This is a genomic window from Microbacterium sp. MMO-35 (assembly GCF_037147555.1).
Classification (GTDB): domain Bacteria; phylum Actinomycetota; class Actinomycetes; order Actinomycetales; family Microbacteriaceae; genus Microbacterium.
The window spans coordinates 347,845-365,219 of record NZ_JBBCVH010000001.1 but is presented as its reverse complement, the minus strand read 5'-3'; the positions used below and the strand labels follow the sequence as shown (position 1 = coordinate 365,219).

Here is a 17,375-nt window from a genome sequence, read left to right as displayed (position 1 = left end):
CACCGACGTGACCACCATCCAGCAACCGGAGAATCCCATGAGCTACGCCCTCCCCGCGCCGATCGAGCGCCCCGCATCCGCGCCGAAGACCGCCTACCTGATCACCTCCGGCGACCTCCGCGAGTCGGCCAACGTCGCGGGCTGGCCGGTGCAGGCCGCGACCGAGGCCGCGGTCACCGCCGCCTTCGAGGACCTGGGCTGGACGGTGATCCGCCCGTTCGGTGTGGATCCGGCCACCGGCCACGGCTACATCTCGAGCCAGCGCATGGGGATGGAGGTGTTCACGCGCATCCCCGAGGACGCGCCGCTGATCGTCGCCACCGCCAACTGGCAGTACTCCCACCACGTGCTGGCGGGGCTGCGCACGCACCGCGGTCCGATCCTCACCACCGCCAACTTCGCACCGGACTGGCCCGGCCTCGTCGGGCTGCTCGGGCTCAACGCGGGCCTCACGAAGATGGGCAAGCCGTACTCCACCATCTGGTCGGTGGACTTCACCGACCCCTGGTTCCGCGAGGGTCTTGCGGAGTGGACCGAGACCGGGCGCATCACGCACGACGCCTCGCACGTGCGCGCCCTGCCGGAGCTCCCGGACTCGCCCGAGAAGCAGCTCGGCGAGGCGCTCGCCGCGCAGCTGCGCGCCGACAAGGCCATCATCGGCGTCTTCGACGAGGGCTGCATGGGCATGTACAACGCGATCTTCGACGACGAGCTGCTCAACCGCACCGGCATCTACAAGGAGCGCCTCTCGCAGTCGGCGCTCTACGCCGAGATGCTGACCGTGACGGACGCCGAGGCGGACGCCGCCTACGACTGGCTCATCACGCACGGCATGACCTTCCGCTACGGCGAGGACGGGGCCACCGAGCTCACCCGCGAGCAGGTGCAATGGCAGCTCAAGATGTACGTCGCCGCCCTCCGCATCGCCGACGACTTCGGCCTCGATGCGGTCGGGATCCAGTACCAGCAGGGACTGAAGGACCTCGTGCCCGCCTCGGATCTCGCCGAGGGGATCCTGAACTCCACCGAGCGCCCGCCGGTGACCTCGCGCGACGGATCCCGGATCCTGCACGAGGGGCGGGCGTTCCCGCACTTCAACGAGGCGGACGAGGGCGTCGCGGTCGACGCGCTCGTGACCGACCGGGTGTGGCGGGCGATGGGCCTCGTCCCCGACAACACGCTGCACGACGTGCGCTGGGGCGAGCAGTTCGGCGACGACTTCGTCTGGGTCTACGAGATCTCCGGATCCGTCCCCGCCTCGCATCTCGGCGGGTGGCAGAACGCCGAGGGCTGGCGTCAGGGACACGTGTTCTTCCCCGCGGGAGGGGCCACGATCAACGGCGTCTCGAAGCCAGGGGAGGTCGTGCTCTCCCGCATCTTCATCGCCGACGGCGTGCTGCAGGCGGACGTGTTCCGCGGGACCGTCGTCGAGCTCCCGGCCGAGGAGACGCAGCGCCGCAAGGATGCCACGAACCCGGAGTGGCCGATCGCGCACGTCGTGCTGCACGGCCAGAGCCGCGACCAGTTCATGGCGCGCCACAAGGCCAACCACGCCCAGCTCGTCTACGCGCCCGATGCGGAGACCGCGGACAAGGCGCTCGTGGCGAAGGCCGCGATGCTGGACGGCATGGGGATCCGCGTGAACCTCGTGGGGGACGTGAACGTCTGACGCCTCTCCGCCCTGTCGCTCGGCGGCGGGTCAGGCCTGCGGCAGCAGCCCCGCGACCAGGGCGTCCACGACGTCGTCGGTCGGCGTCCCCGGGTCGATCGGGGAGGTAAGCCGGTCGAAGACGAGGCCTTCGACCGCGTAGTGGAACAGCGCGATCTCCGCACGCCCGCCCGGCAGCCCCGCCGCGGTGTTGAAGGCGACGTCGGCGTCGAGGGACGCCTGCTGCCACTGCGCGAGCGCCGCCGCGAGGGCGGGTCGGCGGGTGGCCTCGAGCCGCAGCTCGAACAGGGCGAGGGTGGCGGCGCGATCGGCGGTGAGCCGTCGCACGATGTCGCGCGTGTAGTCGGCGAACAGCGCTCGGCTCGGCTCCCGGGGCGCGCGCAGCGCGAGATCCTCGGCGGTGGGGCCGAGGCGGATCCAGATGCGCTCCAGGAGTGCCGAGACCAGCGCGTCCCGGGTGCGGAAGTAATTCGAGGCGGTGCCGGTCGGCACCTGGGCCTCGTCGTCGACGGCGCGGTGCGTGAGCCCACGCGAGCCCTCGCGGGCGAGCACGGCGATGCCGGCATCGGCCAGGGCGCTTCTGCGCGCTTCGTTCTTCGCCATGTCCTCAGAGTAGTGCAACCACAACATCTGTTGTAGTCTCCAATCACTGCACCTGTCGTGGATGGTGCCGAGGATCGGAGGACCTGTGCGAGAGCTCACGTACTACATCGCCGTCACGCTGGACGGCTTCATCGCCGGTCCCGACGGGCAGTTCGACGCCTTCCTCTACGAGGGCGACCACATGGCGGCGCTCGGCGCGCGTTTCCCCGATGCATTCCCCAGCGCCTATGCCGAGGCGATCGGCCTCACGCAGGACCGTGCCCTGTTCGACACCGTGCTCATGGGCTGGAACACGTACGCGGTCGGGCTCCCGACCCTGACGAGCCCCTACCGCCACCTGCGCCAGGTCGTCTTCACGCACCGCGAGGCGGAGCCGGTCGAGGGCGTGGAGTTCGTCGACGAGGATCCGGTCCCGGTCGTCCGCCGACTCAAGGCCGAGGCCGGCAGCGGCATCTGGCTCTGCGGCGGCGGGGCGCTCGCCGCGCAGCTCGCCGGGGAGATCGACCGCCTGGTGCTGAAGATGCCCCCCGTGCTCTTCGGCGACGGGATCCCGCTGTTCGGGCGGAGCGGCTACGCCCCGGAGGCGTTCACGCGCACCGCGTCGACGGCATTCGACTCGGGCGTGACGCTCTTGGAGTTCCGCCGATCGTCCTCCGTGCGGCTCAGGACCCCCACATCCGCTTCGCGAGACCGCTGACCTCGTCGTCGAGGCGGTCGACCGTGTGCTCGATCTTCTCGAGTCGGGAGTTCACCGAGTCGAAGCGGGCGTTCATCTCGCCGCGCAGCCCGGTCATCTCGCCGCGCAGCCCGTCGAAGCGCGCCTCGACCGTCTTCGTCAGCAGGGTCGTCATCAGGGTCATGCCGCCGAGCATGATCGCAGTGAAGACGCCGATGAGGGTCCACACCTGCGGTTCGGTCATGTCCATGCCTCCATTCTGCGCCGTTCGGGCCAGTGTGTCAGCGGTGCGGACGGGATCGTCGGCCGATTGTGCGAGCTGTGCAGAACGGGAGGACGCCGTCGGCTGTGCAGGGCGAGCAGAAGATCAGAAGGTTGAGCCATTCCCCAGCGACGGGGAGGATCGGATCCATGGCCACGATCGACGGCGTCCGCACCCTCGCCCTCGCGCTTCCCGGCGTCGAGGAGCGCGTCGGCGGCCACACGGGCGCCCCCGGCTGGCGCTGCAACGGCGGCCAGATCGCCTGGATGCGCGGGCCGTCGCAGACTGACCTGCGCCAGCTCGCCGAGCTGGGCCGCGCCTGGCCGGACGGGCCGGTGCTCGCGGTGCGCACCGAGTCGGTGGCTCTCGCCGCCGAGCTCGTCGCGGCGGACCCGCGGATCTTCTTCACCATCCCGCACTTCGCAGGCTATCCGGCGGTGCTGCTGCGGCTCGACGAGATCGCGCCCGATCAGCTCGGGGAGGTCATCGCCGACGCCTGGCTTCTGCGGGCGCCGAAGGCCGTCGCCCGGCAGTGGCTGGACGAACGCGGCCTCGCCTGAGCGTGCGGACAGGGCGGTGTGCGCGCGGCCGGCGGGCTCGGGCCGGTCAGGCCGGCGGCAGCCGCAGCACGGGTCCGGACTCGCCGACGGAGAGCTCGTCCTGGGAGCGCAGCGTGCGTGCGATCTCGTCCACCGCGCCGATCACGGTGCCGAAGCGCTCCCGGTCGGCGCACACCGCCTGCAGCGTGATGAGGTGCGTGCCCGTGTCCCACGTGTAGGTCGCGAACGGCGGTGCGCCGGGCTCGACCGGCAGCGGCACCACGAGCTTCTCGCCCACGCCCAGGTAGGGGTTGCGGAACGCCTCGGTGTCGTCGTACTCCATCGGCATCATGGCGCGGGCGGTGCGCACCTGCGGCGTGAGCTCCTGGGCGCTCGCCATCGCGACGATCAGCTCGGGCTCCGCCTTCCACGTCCATACGAGCACGCGCCCGTCGGCCTTGCGCATGAGGAACGGCGCCGCCTGGCTGAGCGCCCAGGCGCCGAAGCCGGACCCGGGGCGCGGCGTCGCGCCCGCCGCGCCGTTCAGCTGGCCCAGCAGCATGCCGATCGCGGCCTTGCGGTGCCGGCGACCGCGCAGGCCGAGGGATCCGGTCACGGGGATCCAGCGTTCGGGGTCGGCGTCGGCGAGCAGGCGCATGCTCAGAGCGTAGGGGGCGAAGGTGGGGGTCCGCCGTGCGTCCAGGGCGCGATGAAATATGTACACCGCCTCTACTATTTGGGTGGGAAAGCGCATACCATGGTCCGCGAATCCTTCCCCCGAACGACCCGGAGGCCGATGATGTCCCCCCTCGAAATGAACCGCCGCGCCCTGCTCGGACTGCTCGGAGCCGGTGCTCTCGTCGCCGTCGCCGGCGGATCGGCGAGCGCCCGCACCCTTCCCGGGAGCGTCCGGACCGCCGACGACGACCCGCTCGCAGTGCTCGTCCAGCGCCGCGCCGTCATGCTCGCCGGCGACGGCAGCGCGGCCTCCGTCCCCGAGCTCGCCGGCGTGCTGAGCGGGATGAGCGACGCGGCGACCGCGTCGTGGAACGCGATGGTGCGCCCGGCGGCGTCCCCCGGCATCTGGAGCGACCTGCCTCTCACGGGAGTGACGGGCACGGTCCTGTCCGGGAACATGGGCGTCACCTTCAACCGCATCTTCGACCTCGCGCTCGCCTACGCGACCGCGGGATGCGCGCAGTACGGCGACGCCGCGCTCGCGGCCGATCTCGTGGATGCGCTGACCTGGCTCAGCGCGAACATCTACAAGGCGGGCAAGTCTCCGGTCGGCAACTGGTGGTTCTGGGAGATCGGCGTGCCCCGCAAGGCGGCCGACATCTGCGTCCTGCTGCACGAGGAGGTCCCGGCCGACGTGCGCACCGCGCTCATGGCCGCCGCCCGATACTTCACGCCAGATCCGAACTGGCGCGGGCGGGCGACGAGCCTCGCCGAGACCGGTGCCAACCGCACCGACAAGGCGCTGTCCTGCGCGCTGCGCGGGATCCTCGACGGCCGTCCGGACGAGATCGCGCTGGCCCGCGACGCCCTCAGCGACACGGTGCGCGCCGGCAGGAACAGCGTGTTCGGCTACGTCACGAGCGGCGACGGCTTCTACGTCGACGGATCCTTCGTGCAGCACACCTACCTGCCCTACGTCGGCACCTACGGTGTGGTCACGCTCGGCGCCGTCGCCGAGATCCTCGGGCTCCTCGGCGGAAGCGACTGGGACGTGACGGATCCGAAGAAGTCGGTGATCCTCGATGCGGTCGAGGCCTCCTATGCGCCGTTCATCTGGAACGGCCGCATGATGGAGGCCGTCCGCGGGCGCGCGGTGTCGCGGCAGGCGGAGCCGGACTACGTCGACGGCGCCGCGGCGATCACCGCGATCCTGCTGCTGGCCCAGGGAGCAGGCGAGCCGTACCGCGGCCGCTACCTCTCGCTCGTGAAGGGCTGGCTGCAGCGCTGCACCGACGAGAAGCTCTACGGCCTGCCCACGCAGACGGTGGCGAAGTCGCTGCTCGTGACCTCGATCCTCGCCGACGGCTCGGTCACGCCGGCCGACGCCCCGGTCTCCACGAAGGCGTTCGGCGACCAGGACCGGCTCGTGCATCACCGGCCGGGCTTCAGCGCCGTCGTCAACGTCTCGTCGAAGCGGATCGGTCGCTACGAGTGGGGCAACAAGGAGAACAACCTCGGCTGGTATCAGGGCGACGGAATGACGTTCTTCTACAGCTCGGCGGATCCGGCCCAGTACAGCGCCGACTTCTGGCCCACGGTCGACCCGTACCGGCTGCCGGGCACGACGGTGACGGCGGCGCCGCGGGCGAACGGCGCGACCGACGGCACGGGCATCCCGCGCGCGTTCCAGGCGTTCGGCGGCGGTCTCGCGCTCGATGAGCGCTGGGGCATCCAGGGCATGGACCACCTGAACTTCGACAAGTCGCTCAGCGCGCGCAAGTCGTGGTTCTTCCTCGACGACAAGGTGGTGTGCCTCGGGTCGGCGATCACGTCGGTGTCGGGGTTCGACGTGTTCACCACGATCGACAACCGTTCGTTCGCGCCGGGAACCGTGCCGAACGTGCGCACCGACAACCGCAACCGGGCCCTCGCCGCGGCGGACGGGGCGATCACCGTCAAGCGCAACGTGCACATCATGGGTCACGGCGGCTACGTCTTCCTCAAGGGCGAGAACGTCTCCGGGACGATCGACGTGCAGGTCGTTCCGCGCTCGGGCGACTGGCAGACGATCAACTCCGGATCCGACACCGGCGGCACGACCGACGTGAAGAACCGCGACTACGTCACCCTCACCCACCACCACGGCACGAACCCGTCCGGCGGGGGCTATGCCTACATGGTGCTGCCGAACGTCGCGCACTCGGTCACGTTCGCGGAGTCGGGCGCCCCGAGCGTCGAGGTGCTGGCGAACAACGCGCAGGCGCAGGCGATCCGCGTGGCGGGTCAGGGCCTCGTCCTCGCGAACTTCTTCCAGGCGACGCCCGCCGGCTCGGCGCCGGCGTACGGCGTGACGGTCGGCGGGCCGTGCTCGCTCGCCGTGCGCACCGACGCGGGCCGCACGACGGTCGTGCTGTCCGACCCGAGCCGCACGCAGACGACCGCACGGGTCGTGCTCGCCGGCGTCGCGCAGTCGACGGTGGTCGAAGGGGACGACGGGGTGCGGGTGGTCGGCACGGCGCCGCTCACCCTCGAGTTCGACCTGGACGGACACGGGCACGCCAAGAGGATCGTCCTCGGCGCGTGATCGCGGCCGCGGCCGGCCGGCGATCCGCCGGGCGGCCGCGGTCCCACGCGGGTGACACGGGGCCGCGAGCTCCGGTCATCCGTCCGACGTCGACACAACTCAGGCTGGATCCTCGGATCCGCGCCGTTCCGGCCGGAAAACCGTCAGGGACACGGATCCAGCCTGAATTGGGAACCCACGGGCCGGGCGCCGAACCCTGCCGGGCCGGCGCGGGACCGCGGCAGGGCCGTGCCGGCCCGACCTCGGCGGGCCCGTGCCGGCCCAACCGCGGCGGGCCCGTGCCGGCCTCCGTCGGATCCCCAGGCCCCTCGGGTAGAGTGGCCAGCGCCCGATCCAGGCCATCTCCGCGGGGTTCGAACGGCCGATGAGGCGCTCGCCGGCGCCGCGGCCCAGCAAAAGGCAGCAATCACGTGACTTCCCCCGGCGACCATCGCCCGCAGGCCACCTCCGACACCGCCGCGTCCGCCCCGGCCGAGCCGCGCCCGCTGCGGATCCTCATCGGCGCCGACACCTTCTCGCCCGACGTGAACGGCGCGGCCCGGTTCACGGAGCGCCTCGCGGCCGGCCTCGTGCAGCGCGGCCACGACGTGCACGTCGTGGCTCCGAACCAGGCCTACCGCACGGCCAAGCCCCGCACCGAGGTGATCGAGGGCGAGGCGATGACCCTGCACCGGCTGCCGTCGGTGCGCTGGGCTCCGCACGACTGGCTGCGGTTCGTCTGGCCGTGGCGTTCGAAGCACTATGCGCGCCAGGTGCTCGACGCCGTGCAGCCCGACGTCGTGCACATCCAGTCGCACATCGTGATCGGGCGGGGTCTGTCGCGGATCGCGCACGAGCGCGGCATCCCGGTGATCGCCACCAACCACGTCATGGCCGAGAACATCCTCGACCACACGACGATGCCGAAGTTCATCGACGACATCGTGCTGCGCCTCGCCTGGGCCGACGCGAGCCGGACGTTCGCGCTCACCCGCGCGGTGACCACCCCGACCCGCCGCGCCGCCGACTTCCTCGAGCGCACGATCGACGTCGAGGGCGTCATCCCGGTCAGCTGCGGCATCGACCGCACGCAGTACACCCCGGTCATCGGCCCGCGCGAGAAGAACCGCATCGTGTTCGTGGGCCGGCTCACCGCCGAGAAGCAGGTCGAGGTCATCCTCAAGGCGATGACCAAGCTGGATCCGGCTCTCGACGTGACGTTCGACATCGTCGGCGGCGGCGACCAGCGCAAGCAGCTCGAGGCGCTCACGCAGCAGCTCGGCCTGCAGGACCGCGTCACCTTCCACGGCCGCACCACCGACGCCGAGCTGCGCGCGCTGCTGAGCCGCGCCTCGCTGTTCGTGATCGCCTCGATCGCCGAGCTGCAGTCCATCGCGACCATGGAGGCGATGGCCTCGGCGCTGCCGATCGTCGCGGCCGACGCCGTGGCCCTGCCGCACCTCGTGCAGGACGGCGTGAACGGCTACCTGTTCGAGCCGGGCAACGTGAACGAGCTCGCGGCGCGTCTCACCGACGTGCTCACCGCGGATCCGGCCGAGTACGAGCGGATGCAGCGGGCGTCGCTCGACGGCGTCGCCGTGCACGACATCAACCGCACGCTGGACACCTTCGAGGCGCTGTACCGCGACGAGCCGCTGCCGGAGTAGACCGGATGCACATCGTCTTCTTCGCCGACCAGCACGCCGAGTCGCTGGGTGGCGCGCAGGTCTCGATGCGACTGCAGCGCACCTATCTGGAGCGGGCTGGGCACACGGTCACGATCGTCGCACCGCGGATGCACTCGGCACGCGGCGGGGACGCGGCGGCGGATCCCGGCTACATCGACCTTCCTTCGATCCCGATCACGGCCGACCGCGAGTACTCGCTGACCTGGCCGGGGCGGCGCACCGACCGCTTCCTCGACCGCGCGATGACCCGGCGGCCCCCGGTCGATCTGGTGCACGTGCAGGCCGACTTCTGGGGCGCGTTCATCGGACATCGCTTCGCGCATCGGCACGGCATCCCCGCCGTGCACACGATGCACAACCGGGTGGATGTGGGCATCGCCGCCGTCACCCCGCTGCACCGGCCCGTGCTGGGTGCGCTGAACCTGTGGCGGCGCACGGCGCTGCGCGGGATCGGGCCGCAGCCGCGCGGTGCCGACGGGTGGGCGTATCTCGCCGGGGTCGCCGCGGAGTCGCGGGCCGTGACCGCCCCGTCGGGGCACTTCGCCCGCCGGCTCGAGCAGCACGGCGTCTTCGGATCCGTGGACGTGATCTGGAACGGCATCGACGACGAGGTGCGCGAGCAGGTGCTCGCGGCGGCTCCGACGGAGCGCGCCCCCGGGCGGCCGCGATTCATCTGGCTCGGCCGGATGAGTCCCGAGAAGCGCCTGCTGCCGTTCCTGGAGGCCGTCGTCGCGAGCGACGTGGACGCCGACATCGAGATCGTGGGCGGCGGGGCCCAGCTGCGCGCTGCCGAGCGCATCGCCGCGCGCGCCTCCCGGCCGCGCATCCACTTCGCCGGACGGATCGGCTACGCGGACGTGCTCGCCCGGATCGCCGCCGCCGATGCCGTCGTGCAAACGTCCATCGGCTTCGAGACCCAGGGCATGACCCCGTTCGAGGCGGCCACCCTCGGCACCCCGACGATCGTGAGCGACCCCGACATCGCCGGCGAGCTGGGCGGCGGGCTCTGGGCCGTGCCCGATGCCCGGGACGAGCCGGGGCGGGTGGCCGCGCTCGCCGAGACCCTGCGTCTCGCCGCGGCCGACATCGCAGGCGGCCGTGCCCCCGAGCCGGATCCGCAGGTCTCCGCCGACTTCCGGCAGTCGTCGCGGACCGCGGCGATGCTCGAGGTGTACGAGCGCGTGCTCGCCCGCGCCGGACGCTGAGGGCGGTTCCGCCCGGCCCTCAGAAGCGCATCAGCGTGGAGTACAGCGCGGGCAGCGTCAGGCTGAACAGCAGGCCGAGCAGGCCCACGATCGCGACGCCGATCGCGATGCCCGCCCTGACCCCGCCGCCGCGACGCGCGGCGATGATGCCGAACACGAGCGCGAGCGCGTCGAAGACCGCGATGGTGAGCCCGCCGAGCAGCGAGAAGATCCACGGGGGCAGGTTGAGGCGGTACGAGAGGAACGCTCCCAGCGTGTTCGCCCAGCCGGTGATCACGGCGAGGCCGGCGAACACGAGAGCGAGCATGACCATGCCGCCCGCCGTGCTCGGCTGCGGGCCGGCGATCGGCGCCGCGTATCCCGGTGCGGCGTGGACGGCTCCGTAGCCCGGGGCCTGGTACGCGGGCGCCCCGTACATCTGTCCCGCCGGGCTCTGACCCGTTCCCGCGGCGGGGCTGCCGATGGTGCCAGGACCGGGAGCGGTCGGGGGCTGCGGGGCGGGGACGTTCTGGTGCGGATCCGTCATGTCCCGAACGTACCGGTCCCGATGGCCGTGCGGTATGGGCAGTGCTGCCCATACCGGGGGGCTCAGCCCCAGTGCGCCGGTGCGGGCAGGGTGTGGTCGAGCACCTCGACGCCGTCCTTGTCGACGGCGGCGGTCGCGTAGAGGAGGGACTGCGTCGGGTAGCCGTGCGAGCGGTTGTCGCGGATGATCGCCCGGTCGTCGGAGGGGTCCAGCTCGGCGGTCGACGCCAGGAGCCGGATCCAGGAGTCGGGCCAGGCGGCGTCCCTCGTCGGATGCGCCTGGAACTCGGGCAGCCAGCGGGCGATCCGTGCGGTGCCGGGGTCGTCGAGGTCGTCGTGCGCGATCATGTGCACGCCGGCGGGCACCGGGGTCTCGCGCAGGACGGATCCGTCCCACGACAGCACGCGGGCGCCGGTGGGGGAGACCTCGAGCAGGTTGAAGCCGTGCATGCGCGCCGAGCCGACCTCGACCCCGTCCTCGAGACTCGCGAAGGCCCCCGCGACCGAGGCGAGGGCGAGCGTGCCGCGGGAGACCGCCTGGTCCGCGGGGAGGTCGAGCACGTCGGCGCGGTTGAGCAGCACAGCGAGCCGCCGTTCCGCCGGATCCGCGGCGAGCCAGGCGCCGCCCGCCCGACGGTCCCGGATCCCGACGACGCCGGGCTGGGCGGGCCACCACGCTCCGAGCGCGTCCCACTCCCGCTGCGGGTCCTCATCGCGCACGGCCAGCAGCCGCACCCCTGCCTCGTCGACCTCGATCACGACCGTGCACACGCGCCTCAGTCTATGGACGCGAGCAGCGGCGAGGTCGTTCCGCCGAACCTCGCGCCGTTATGCAGGGACCCTGCGTCGTTCTGCAGGGAGGCGCGGACGTTGTGCAGGGAGGCTTCGTCGTTGTGCAGGGAGCCCGAGCCGTTCTGCAGGGCCACATGGAGAGAAAGTGCCGGTTTCGGGGCTGAAACGAGTGGATCCGCGATGGCGGGGTCTGGCGCAACAGCGGCGGGTCCCTGCACAACGGCGGTAAGTCCCTGCAGAACGACCGGGGGTTCCTGCACAACGGCCGGGGTCGCCCGCGTCCCCGGGCAGCGCTCCGCAGACGGCCGCCCGGCCCCGGCGGGCCGCCGCGCCGGGCCGGATGGCAGAATCGGGGGATGGACATCGTGGTGGGGGTCTCCGGCGGCATCGCGGCCTACAAATCGGTGCAGCTCGTTCGACTCCTGGTGAAGGCAGGCCACGATGTGACCGTCATCCCCACGGAGGACGCCCTGCGCTTCGTGGGTGCGCCGACCTGGGAGGCGATCAGCCGCAATCCGGTCACCACGAGCGTGCACGACGACGTGGCGAAGGTGCGCCATGTCGCGCTGGGCCAGGGCGCCGACCTCGTCGTCGTCGCGCCCGCGACCGCGAACACCCTCGCGCGCATGGCGGCCGGGATCGCCGACAACCTGTTGGGCACGACCCTGCTCGCCACGACCGCGCCGGTGCTCGTCGCGCCCGCGATGCACGCCGAGATGTGGGCGCATCCCGCGACGCAGGCCAACATCCGCACCCTCGTCGGGCGCGGGGTGCATGTGATCGGGCCCGACGACGGCGAGCTCGCGGGCGGCGACAGCGGACCCGGCCGGATGAGCGAGCCCGAGGCGATCGCCGAGGCCGCGCTGCGCCTGCTCGCCCCGCAGGATCTGGACGGCCTGCGGGTCGCGGTCTCCGCCGGGGGCACCCGCGAGCCGATCGATCCGGTGCGCTACCTCGGCAACCGTTCCAGCGGGCGGCAGGGGGTCGCCCTCGCCGTCGAGGCCGCGATGCGCGGCGCCGAGGTCGACCTCGTCGCGGCGAACCTGGCCGGCGACGTGTTGGCCGCTGCGGCGCATCCGCGGATCCGGATCCGCCCGGTCGCGACCGCGGAGGAACTCGCGACGGTCATGAAGGATGCGGCCGCCGTCGCCGATGCCGTGGTCATGGCCGCCGCCGTCGCCGACTATCGCCCGGCGCAGGCCGCGACCCACAAGCTCACCAAGGAGGACGGGATCCTCGAGCGGATCGAGCTCGTCGAGAACGAGGACGTGCTCGCGGCGCTCGGGGCGGCCCGCCGAGAGGGCGGGGCGCCCGAGGGCCAGATCATCGTGGGGTTCGCCGCCGAGACCTCGACGGATCCCGACGCCCGGCGCGAGCGCGCGCGGCGCAAGCGCGAGCGCAAGGGCGCCGATCTGCTCGCGGTGAACCTCGCCGACGCCGAGCACGGCTTCGAGGCGGAGGACAACGCGATCGAGCTCATCGGGCGGGAGGGCGAGGTGGTCGCGGTGACGGCCGGCTCCAAGCGCCGTGTCGCCGCGGTCCTGTGGGACGCGGTGGTTGCGCTGCGGGGATGAGTCGCGCGGGCGTCGGCAGGCTGAGGCTGGCGTCGCAACACCACACGAGGTAATCTTTTCATATTGCAAAATTCGAGTTTCATAGAATGGAATGAAATGAACGCTCCGCTTCCCACGTCCGGTCCGCGCGAGATCGCGCCGGAGCTGGCGCGCTCGTGGCTCCTCGTCGCCGCGACGAAGCCGGAGACGTTCGACGAGGCCGCGCGTTCGCACGCCGACGCGGTGGTGCTCGACGTGGAGGACGCGGTCGACGCGAGCCACAAGGACTCCGCCCGTGACGACGTCGTGCGCTGGCTGCACGGATCCGCCGCCGACGGCAGGCCGAACCGCGCGTGGGTGCGCATCAACGATGCGACGAGCGAGCACTGGTCGCCCGACCTCGACGGGCTGCGCGACGCCCCGGGCCTGCAGGGCGTGATGCTGGCCAAGACCGAGTTCGGCGGTCAGGTCATGGACACGTTCAACCGCCTCGGCGCGCGGGTCCCCGTGGTCGCGCTCGTGGAGTCCGCGGTCGGCATCGAGAACGCGACCGAGATCGCCCGGGCGAAGGGCGCCTTCCGGCTCGCGTTCGGCAGCGGCGACTTCCGCCGCGACACCGGCATGTCGGCCGACCGCGAGGCCATGGCCTACCCCCGGGCGCGCCTGGTGATCTCCAGCCGCGCCGGCGGCCTGCCCGGACCCATCGACGGCCCGACGGTCGGATCCAGCCATCCCATCCTGCGTGAGCAGTCGGCCATCACGGTGTCGATGGGCATGACGGGCAAGCTCTGCCTGCAGGCCGACCAGACCCCCGTCGTGAACGAGGTCATCAGCCCCACCCGCACCGACGTCGAGTGGGCGTACGAGTTCCTCGAGGACTTCGACGCGCGCGGGCGCATCGTGCGCGACGGCAGCGACCTGCCGCGTCTCGGACGTGCCCGCAAGATCATGCAGCTCGCCGAGGCCTTCGGCGTGCTGCCCGTCACCCACTGATCCATCCGAACGGAGACATCATGACCACTCGCCTCGCCCCCGGCGACACCGCGCCCTCCTTCTCCCTCCAGGACGCCGACGGCGCCCGGGTCTCGCTCGAGGACTACCGCGGCCGCAACGTCGTCGTGTACTTCTACCCGAAGGCGGCCACTCCGGGCTGCACGACCGAGGCCTGCGACTTCCGCGACAACCTCTCCTCGCTCGACGCCGCCGGCTACTCGGTGCTCGGCGTCTCGCCCGACGAGGTCGCCGACATCCGCGCCTTCTCCGAGGCGGAGGGCCTGACCTTCCCGCTGCTCGCCGACACCGACGCCGCCGTGGCGCAGGCGTGGGGCGTGTGGGGGGAGAAGACCGTCGGCGACCGCACGTTCGACGGCGTCATCCGCTCGACCTTCGTGCTCGACGGCGACGGGGTCGTGCAGCGCGCCGAGTACGGCGTCGAGGCGACCGGTCACGTCGCGCGCCTGCGCGCCGAGCTCGGCGTCTGAACCGCGGCGCAGAACGCACCACCGGGATCCCCGGGGGTGCGTTCTGCGCGTCCGGGGTGCGACCGGGGCGTCCGGCGAGCGTCCGTCATGCGACGATCAGCACACCATGCGACGATCGGCACACGGATCCACGTCTACACGTGTGCTGATCGTCGCATGGTGTGCTGATCGTGACACCCCGCCCGGATCCGATCGTCCAAGTCGGGGCACCAGGCGGGGGAAGTTCCCCGAGGGGGTTGACATCCGCGGATCCGATCCGCACAATAGTTACACATGCTGAAATAACAGTTCCGGACTACGGAAACTATCTCTTCGATAGGATCGGATCCCGCACGCGGATCCCCCGTAAGCACGACACGCCGGATGCCAGCATGGCTTGAGGATCGAAGATGTTGCTCGAGGAGTTCAACTCCGCAGATCGCGCCGCCGCCGCGATCGCCGTGAAGCCCGCACTGGACATCGCCCGCTGGATCGATGAGATCCTCGACGGCCGTCCCTACGCCTCGGTCGACGCGCTCGCCGATGCCGCGCTCTCCGTCGCCGCCCCGCTCAGCGAGGCCGAGCTCGACGGCGCGCTGGCGCACCACCCGCGGATCGGCGCGAAGGTGGACGGCACGAGCGCCGAGGCCGCGCACTCGCGCCGCGAGCAGCCGAGCGTCGACGAGGTGACGGCCGCCGCACTCGTCGAGGGCAACCGCGCCTACGAGGAGCGGTTCGACCGCGTCTTCCTCGTGCGGGCCGCGGGCCGTTCGGCCCAGGAGATCCTCGCCCTGCTGCACGAGCGGCTCGGCAACACCGACGAGCAGGAGCTCGCCGTCGTCGACCGGCAGCTGCGCGAGATCGCCGCTCTGCGTCTGACGGCGGCCATCGAGACCGAAGGAGCGAGCGCATGAGCGTCTCCCACGTGACCACCCACATCCTGGACACCACACTCGGGCGCCCCGCGCCCGGCGTCGCCGTCGTGCTCGAAGCCCGCGACGGCGACGCGTGGACCGGGATCGGTTCGGGCTTCACCGATGCTGACGGGCGGGTGAAAGAGCTGGGTCCGGAGAGGCTGGAGAGCGGTGCGTACCGCCTCCGGTTCGACACCGCGGCCTACTTCGCCGGCATCATGACGGACACCTTCTTCCCGGAGGTGGTGCTGACCTTCCAGGTCGACGCCGAGCAGGCGCACTATCACGTGCCGCTCCTGCTCAGTCCGTTCGCCTATTCCACCTATCGAGGAAGCTAAGAGGAATCCGACATGACCAGCATCATCCTGGGTAAGAACCAGTACGGCAAGGCGGAGAACCGCGTCGTCCGCATCACGCGCGACACCGACCGCCACGAGATCGAGGACCTGAACGTCACGTCGCAGCTGCGCGGCGACTTCGCCTCGGCGCACTTCGACGGCAACAACGAGAACGTCGTCGCCACCGACACGCAGAAGAACACGGTCTTCGCCTTCGCCAAGGACGGCGTCGGCAGCCCGGAGGAGTTCCTCCTCCGCCTCGGCCGGCACTTCACCGGCGAGTTCGACTGGGTGACCGGCGGTCGCTGGGCGGCCGAGCAGTACACCTGGCTGCGCATCGAGGGCGACGCCGGCGAGCACGACCACGCCTTCGTCCGCGGCGGCACCGAGACCCGCACCGCGGTCGTGCAGATCGACGGCGACGACACCACCGTCATCGCGGGTCTGCAGGACCTCACGGTGCTCAAGTCGACCGCGAGCGGCTTCGTCGGCTACCCGCGGGACAAGTACACGACGCTCCCCGAGACCGAGGACCGCATCCTCGCCACCTCGGTCACCGCGAAGTGGCGCTACAACCGCATCGACCTCGACTTCAACGAGGTCTACGCCGACGTCCGCCGCCTCCTGCTGGCCGGCTTCTCGCGCAACTACTCGTACGCCCTGCAGCACACGCTGAAGGAGATGGCCGAGGCGGTGCTCGACGCGCACCCCGAGATCGACGAGATCCGCTTCTCGACCCCGAACAAGCACCACTTCGTCGTGGACCTGTCGCCGTTCGGCCTGGAGAACCCCAATGAGGTCTTCTACGCCGCCGATCGCCCCTATGGGCTCATCGAGGCGTCGTTCCTGCGCGACGGCGCCGACGCCGACCACTGGTCCTGGGGTGGCATCGCCGGCTTCTGCTGAGCGACTGACCACGACCGCCACACGAATGCGGGGCCCGGTTCGCCGGGCCCCGCATTCGTGTCTCCCGGAGTCTGCGAAGGTCCGGAACCTTGACAAGGACCCCCTTGTCGGAGGAAACTAGTTACGCAATCTGAAATTAATCTTCCACGATCTGAAATCAACTGGATCCGGAACCGAGCAAGAACCCCGTCGTCTCAGCAGAGAGCGGGAGGCGACGAGGAGGTCCGCCGATGATCGCGAACCCCCGCGATCCCTCAGCCGCGCCCGCCGAACGGCATCCCGCTCGCGGTGATCGTGAGCGCCCCGATGTTGGCCTCGAGCGGCAGATCCGCCATGAACAGCACGGTGCGGGCGGCCTCGTCGACGGAGAACGTGGGCTCGACCTTGCGGGAGCCGTCGGCCTGCAGCGCGCCGGATCCGACCCCGAGCTCGTCCATGATCTCGGTGCGGGTGTTGCCGATGTCGATCTGACCGCACGAGATGCGGAACGGCCGGCCGTCCAGATCGATGGAGCGGGTGAGTCCCGTGAGGGCGTGCTTGCTCACGGCGTACGCCACCGACAGCGGTCGCGGTGCCTGCGCCGAGATGGAGCCGTTGTTGATGATGCGTCCGCCCTGCGGCGACTGCGCCCGCATCGTCCGCATCGCCGCCCGCGCGCAGAGCAGCGCGCCGGTGAGGTTCACCGCGAGCGTCTGCTCCCAGTCGGCGAGCTCGATGTCCGCCGCAGAGACGGCGGGGCCGAAGGCGCCGGCGTTGTTGAACAGCACGTCCACGCGGCCCCACTCGCGCACCACCCGGTCGAACAGGGCGTCCACCTCGGCCTCGACCGTCACGTCTGTCGGGACCACCAGCGCGTCCGAATGCCCGGCCGCCGTCTCCGCCAGCGCAGCCTCGCGCCGCCCGGCGAGCGCGACGCGGTATCCGGCGGCCAGCATGGTGCGCGCCACGGCGCGCCCGATCCCGGATCCCGCCCCCGTCACCACAGCGATGCGTGCGTGCATCCT

At 71.4% G+C, this 17,375-nt stretch carries 18 protein-coding genes; 12 read left to right on the top strand and 6 right to left on the bottom strand.

From position 1 onward, the window contains the following. The first annotated feature begins 37 nt into the window (after nt 1–37). Nucleotides 38–1,669, top strand: coding sequence for a fucose isomerase (locus WFJ01_RS01600; RefSeq protein WP_292883015.1), 1,632 nt, complete (start codon nt 38–40; stop codon nt 1,667–1,669). A gap of 30 nt (nt 1,670–1,699) precedes the next feature. Here the strand turns inward: WFJ01_RS01600 and WFJ01_RS01595 are convergent, their stop codons facing one another. Then, nucleotides 1,700–2,272: a TetR/AcrR family transcriptional regulator gene (locus tag WFJ01_RS01595; protein WP_336628005.1), complete on the bottom strand. Its 573-nt coding sequence runs from the start codon at nt 2,270–2,272 to the stop codon at nt 1,700–1,702. An 85-nt stretch (nt 2,273–2,357) separates the two neighbouring features. Here WFJ01_RS01595 and WFJ01_RS01590 point away from each other — a divergent pair, with 85 nt between their 5' ends. Next, entirely contained in the window at nt 2,358–2,969 is a 612-nt protein-coding gene (locus WFJ01_RS01590) for a dihydrofolate reductase family protein (RefSeq protein ID WP_336628004.1), read from the top strand. Here the strand turns inward: WFJ01_RS01590 and WFJ01_RS01585 are convergent. Further along, a complete protein-coding gene (locus WFJ01_RS01585) occupies nt 2,935–3,198 on the bottom strand; it encodes a hypothetical protein (protein WP_336628003.1) in 264 nt (87 codons plus the stop codon). The genes WFJ01_RS01590 and WFJ01_RS01585 overlap by 35 nt on opposite strands. A gap of 161 nt (nt 3,199–3,359) precedes the next feature. Between WFJ01_RS01585 and WFJ01_RS01580 the strand changes: the two genes are divergently transcribed. Continuing rightward, the gene (locus WFJ01_RS01580) at nt 3,360–3,770 is read left to right on the top strand and encodes an MmcQ/YjbR family DNA-binding protein (RefSeq protein WP_336628002.1); all 411 of its coding nucleotides are present in this window, start codon (nt 3,360–3,362) and stop codon (nt 3,768–3,770) included. Between the two features lie 46 nt (nt 3,771–3,816). On the opposite strand, the gene WFJ01_RS01575 is transcribed toward WFJ01_RS01580, so the two are convergent. Next, nucleotides 3,817–4,407 carry a hypothetical protein gene (locus WFJ01_RS01575; RefSeq protein ID WP_292883582.1) on the bottom strand — a complete coding sequence of 197 codons (591 nt, stop codon included), beginning with the start codon at nt 4,405–4,407 and terminating at the stop codon, nt 3,817–3,819. 141 nt (nt 4,408–4,548) lie between these two features. On the opposite strand from WFJ01_RS01575, the gene WFJ01_RS01570 reads away from it, so the two are divergent. From WFJ01_RS01570 to WFJ01_RS01560, 3 genes are all read left to right on the top strand, one after another. After that, entirely contained in the window at nt 4,549–7,011 is a 2,463-nt protein-coding gene (locus WFJ01_RS01570) for a polysaccharide lyase 8 family protein (RefSeq protein WP_336628001.1), read from the top strand. A 410-nt stretch (nt 7,012–7,421) separates the two neighbouring features. Beyond that, nucleotides 7,422–8,657 (top strand): glycosyltransferase, encoded by a 1,236-nt coding sequence (locus tag WFJ01_RS01565; RefSeq protein ID WP_442928026.1) that lies wholly within the window; start codon nt 7,422–7,424, stop codon nt 8,655–8,657. Nucleotides 8,658–8,662: 5 nt separating this feature from the next. After that, nucleotides 8,663–9,883: a glycosyltransferase family 4 protein gene (locus WFJ01_RS01560; protein WP_292883031.1), complete on the top strand. Its 1,221-nt coding sequence runs from the start codon at nt 8,663–8,665 to the stop codon at nt 9,881–9,883. 19 nt (nt 9,884–9,902) lie between these two features. On the opposite strand, the gene WFJ01_RS01555 is transcribed toward WFJ01_RS01560, so the two are convergent. Continuing rightward, nucleotides 9,903–10,409 carry a hypothetical protein gene (locus tag WFJ01_RS01555; protein WP_292883034.1) on the bottom strand — a complete coding sequence of 169 codons (507 nt, stop codon included), beginning with the start codon at nt 10,407–10,409 and terminating at the stop codon, nt 9,903–9,905. A gap of 62 nt (nt 10,410–10,471) precedes the next feature. Continuing rightward, a complete protein-coding gene (locus WFJ01_RS01550; protein WP_292883037.1) occupies nt 10,472–11,179 on the bottom strand; it encodes an NRDE family protein in 708 nt (235 codons plus the stop codon). A gap of 377 nt (nt 11,180–11,556) precedes the next feature. Here WFJ01_RS01550 and coaBC point away from each other — a divergent pair, with 377 nt between their 5' ends. From coaBC to pucL, 6 genes are all read left to right on the top strand, one after another. Continuing rightward, the gene (coaBC, locus tag WFJ01_RS01545; RefSeq protein ID WP_336628000.1) at nt 11,557–12,774 is read left to right on the top strand and encodes a bifunctional phosphopantothenoylcysteine decarboxylase/phosphopantothenate--cysteine ligase CoaBC; all 1,218 of its coding nucleotides are present in this window, start codon (nt 11,557–11,559) and stop codon (nt 12,772–12,774) included. 96 nt (nt 12,775–12,870) lie between these two features. Further along, a complete protein-coding gene (locus WFJ01_RS01540) occupies nt 12,871–13,746 on the top strand; it encodes an HpcH/HpaI aldolase/citrate lyase family protein (protein WP_336627999.1) in 876 nt (291 codons plus the stop codon). A 20-nt stretch (nt 13,747–13,766) separates the two neighbouring features. Continuing rightward, complete coding sequence (gene bcp / locus WFJ01_RS01535) at nt 13,767–14,234, top strand: thioredoxin-dependent thiol peroxidase (protein WP_251443061.1); 468 nt, start codon at nt 13,767–13,769, stop codon at nt 14,232–14,234. A gap of 389 nt (nt 14,235–14,623) precedes the next feature. Then, entirely contained in the window at nt 14,624–15,127 is a 504-nt protein-coding gene (uraD, locus tag WFJ01_RS01530; RefSeq protein WP_251443058.1) for a 2-oxo-4-hydroxy-4-carboxy-5-ureidoimidazoline decarboxylase, read from the top strand. Next, the gene (gene uraH / locus WFJ01_RS01525) at nt 15,124–15,465 is read left to right on the top strand and encodes a hydroxyisourate hydrolase (RefSeq protein WP_295035593.1); all 342 of its coding nucleotides are present in this window, start codon (nt 15,124–15,126) and stop codon (nt 15,463–15,465) included. The genes uraD and uraH overlap by 4 nt, the downstream gene beginning before the upstream one ends. Before the next feature lie 12 nt (nt 15,466–15,477). Next, nucleotides 15,478–16,371 carry a factor-independent urate hydroxylase gene (pucL, locus tag WFJ01_RS01520; RefSeq protein WP_336627998.1) on the top strand — a complete coding sequence of 298 codons (894 nt, stop codon included), beginning with the start codon at nt 15,478–15,480 and terminating at the stop codon, nt 16,369–16,371. A gap of 254 nt (nt 16,372–16,625) precedes the next feature. On the opposite strand, the gene WFJ01_RS01515 is transcribed toward pucL, so the two are convergent. Next, complete coding sequence (locus tag WFJ01_RS01515) at nt 16,626–17,372, bottom strand: SDR family oxidoreductase (protein WP_336627997.1); 747 nt, start codon at nt 17,370–17,372, stop codon at nt 16,626–16,628. Nucleotides 17,373–17,375 lie beyond the last annotated feature (3 nt).

Coding starts and splice junctions, on each gene's coding strand:
- uraH (WP_295035593.1), top strand. CDS start 15,124: ATGAGCGTCTCCCACGTGACCACCCACATCCTGGACACCACACTCGGG.
- WFJ01_RS01540 (WP_336627999.1), top strand. CDS start 12,871: ATGAACGCTCCGCTTCCCACGTCCGGTCCGCGCGAGATCGCGCCGGAG.
- pucL (WP_336627998.1), top strand. CDS start 15,478: ATGACCAGCATCATCCTGGGTAAGAACCAGTACGGCAAGGCGGAGAAC.
- WFJ01_RS01595 (WP_336628005.1), bottom strand. CDS start 2,272: ATGGCGAAGAACGAAGCGCGCAGAAGCGCCCTGGCCGATGCCGGCATC.
- uraD (WP_251443058.1), top strand. CDS start 14,624: ATGTTGCTCGAGGAGTTCAACTCCGCAGATCGCGCCGCCGCCGCGATC.
- WFJ01_RS01555 (WP_292883034.1), bottom strand. CDS start 10,409: ATGACGGATCCGCACCAGAACGTCCCCGCCCCGCAGCCCCCGACCGCT.
- WFJ01_RS01570 (WP_336628001.1), top strand. CDS start 4,549: ATGTCCCCCCTCGAAATGAACCGCCGCGCCCTGCTCGGACTGCTCGGA.
- WFJ01_RS01580 (WP_336628002.1), top strand. CDS start 3,360: ATGGCCACGATCGACGGCGTCCGCACCCTCGCCCTCGCGCTTCCCGGC.
- WFJ01_RS01585 (WP_336628003.1), bottom strand. CDS start 3,198: ATGGACATGACCGAACCGCAGGTGTGGACCCTCATCGGCGTCTTCACT.
- WFJ01_RS01575 (WP_292883582.1), bottom strand. CDS start 4,407: ATGCGCCTGCTCGCCGACGCCGACCCCGAACGCTGGATCCCCGTGACC.
- coaBC (WP_336628000.1), top strand. CDS start 11,557: ATGGACATCGTGGTGGGGGTCTCCGGCGGCATCGCGGCCTACAAATCG.
- WFJ01_RS01515 (WP_336627997.1), bottom strand. CDS start 17,372: ATGCACGCACGCATCGCTGTGGTGACGGGGGCGGGATCCGGGATCGGG.
- WFJ01_RS01560 (WP_292883031.1), top strand. CDS start 8,663: ATGCACATCGTCTTCTTCGCCGACCAGCACGCCGAGTCGCTGGGTGGC.
- bcp (WP_251443061.1), top strand. CDS start 13,767: ATGACCACTCGCCTCGCCCCCGGCGACACCGCGCCCTCCTTCTCCCTC.
- WFJ01_RS01600 (WP_292883015.1), top strand. CDS start 38: ATGAGCTACGCCCTCCCCGCGCCGATCGAGCGCCCCGCATCCGCGCCG.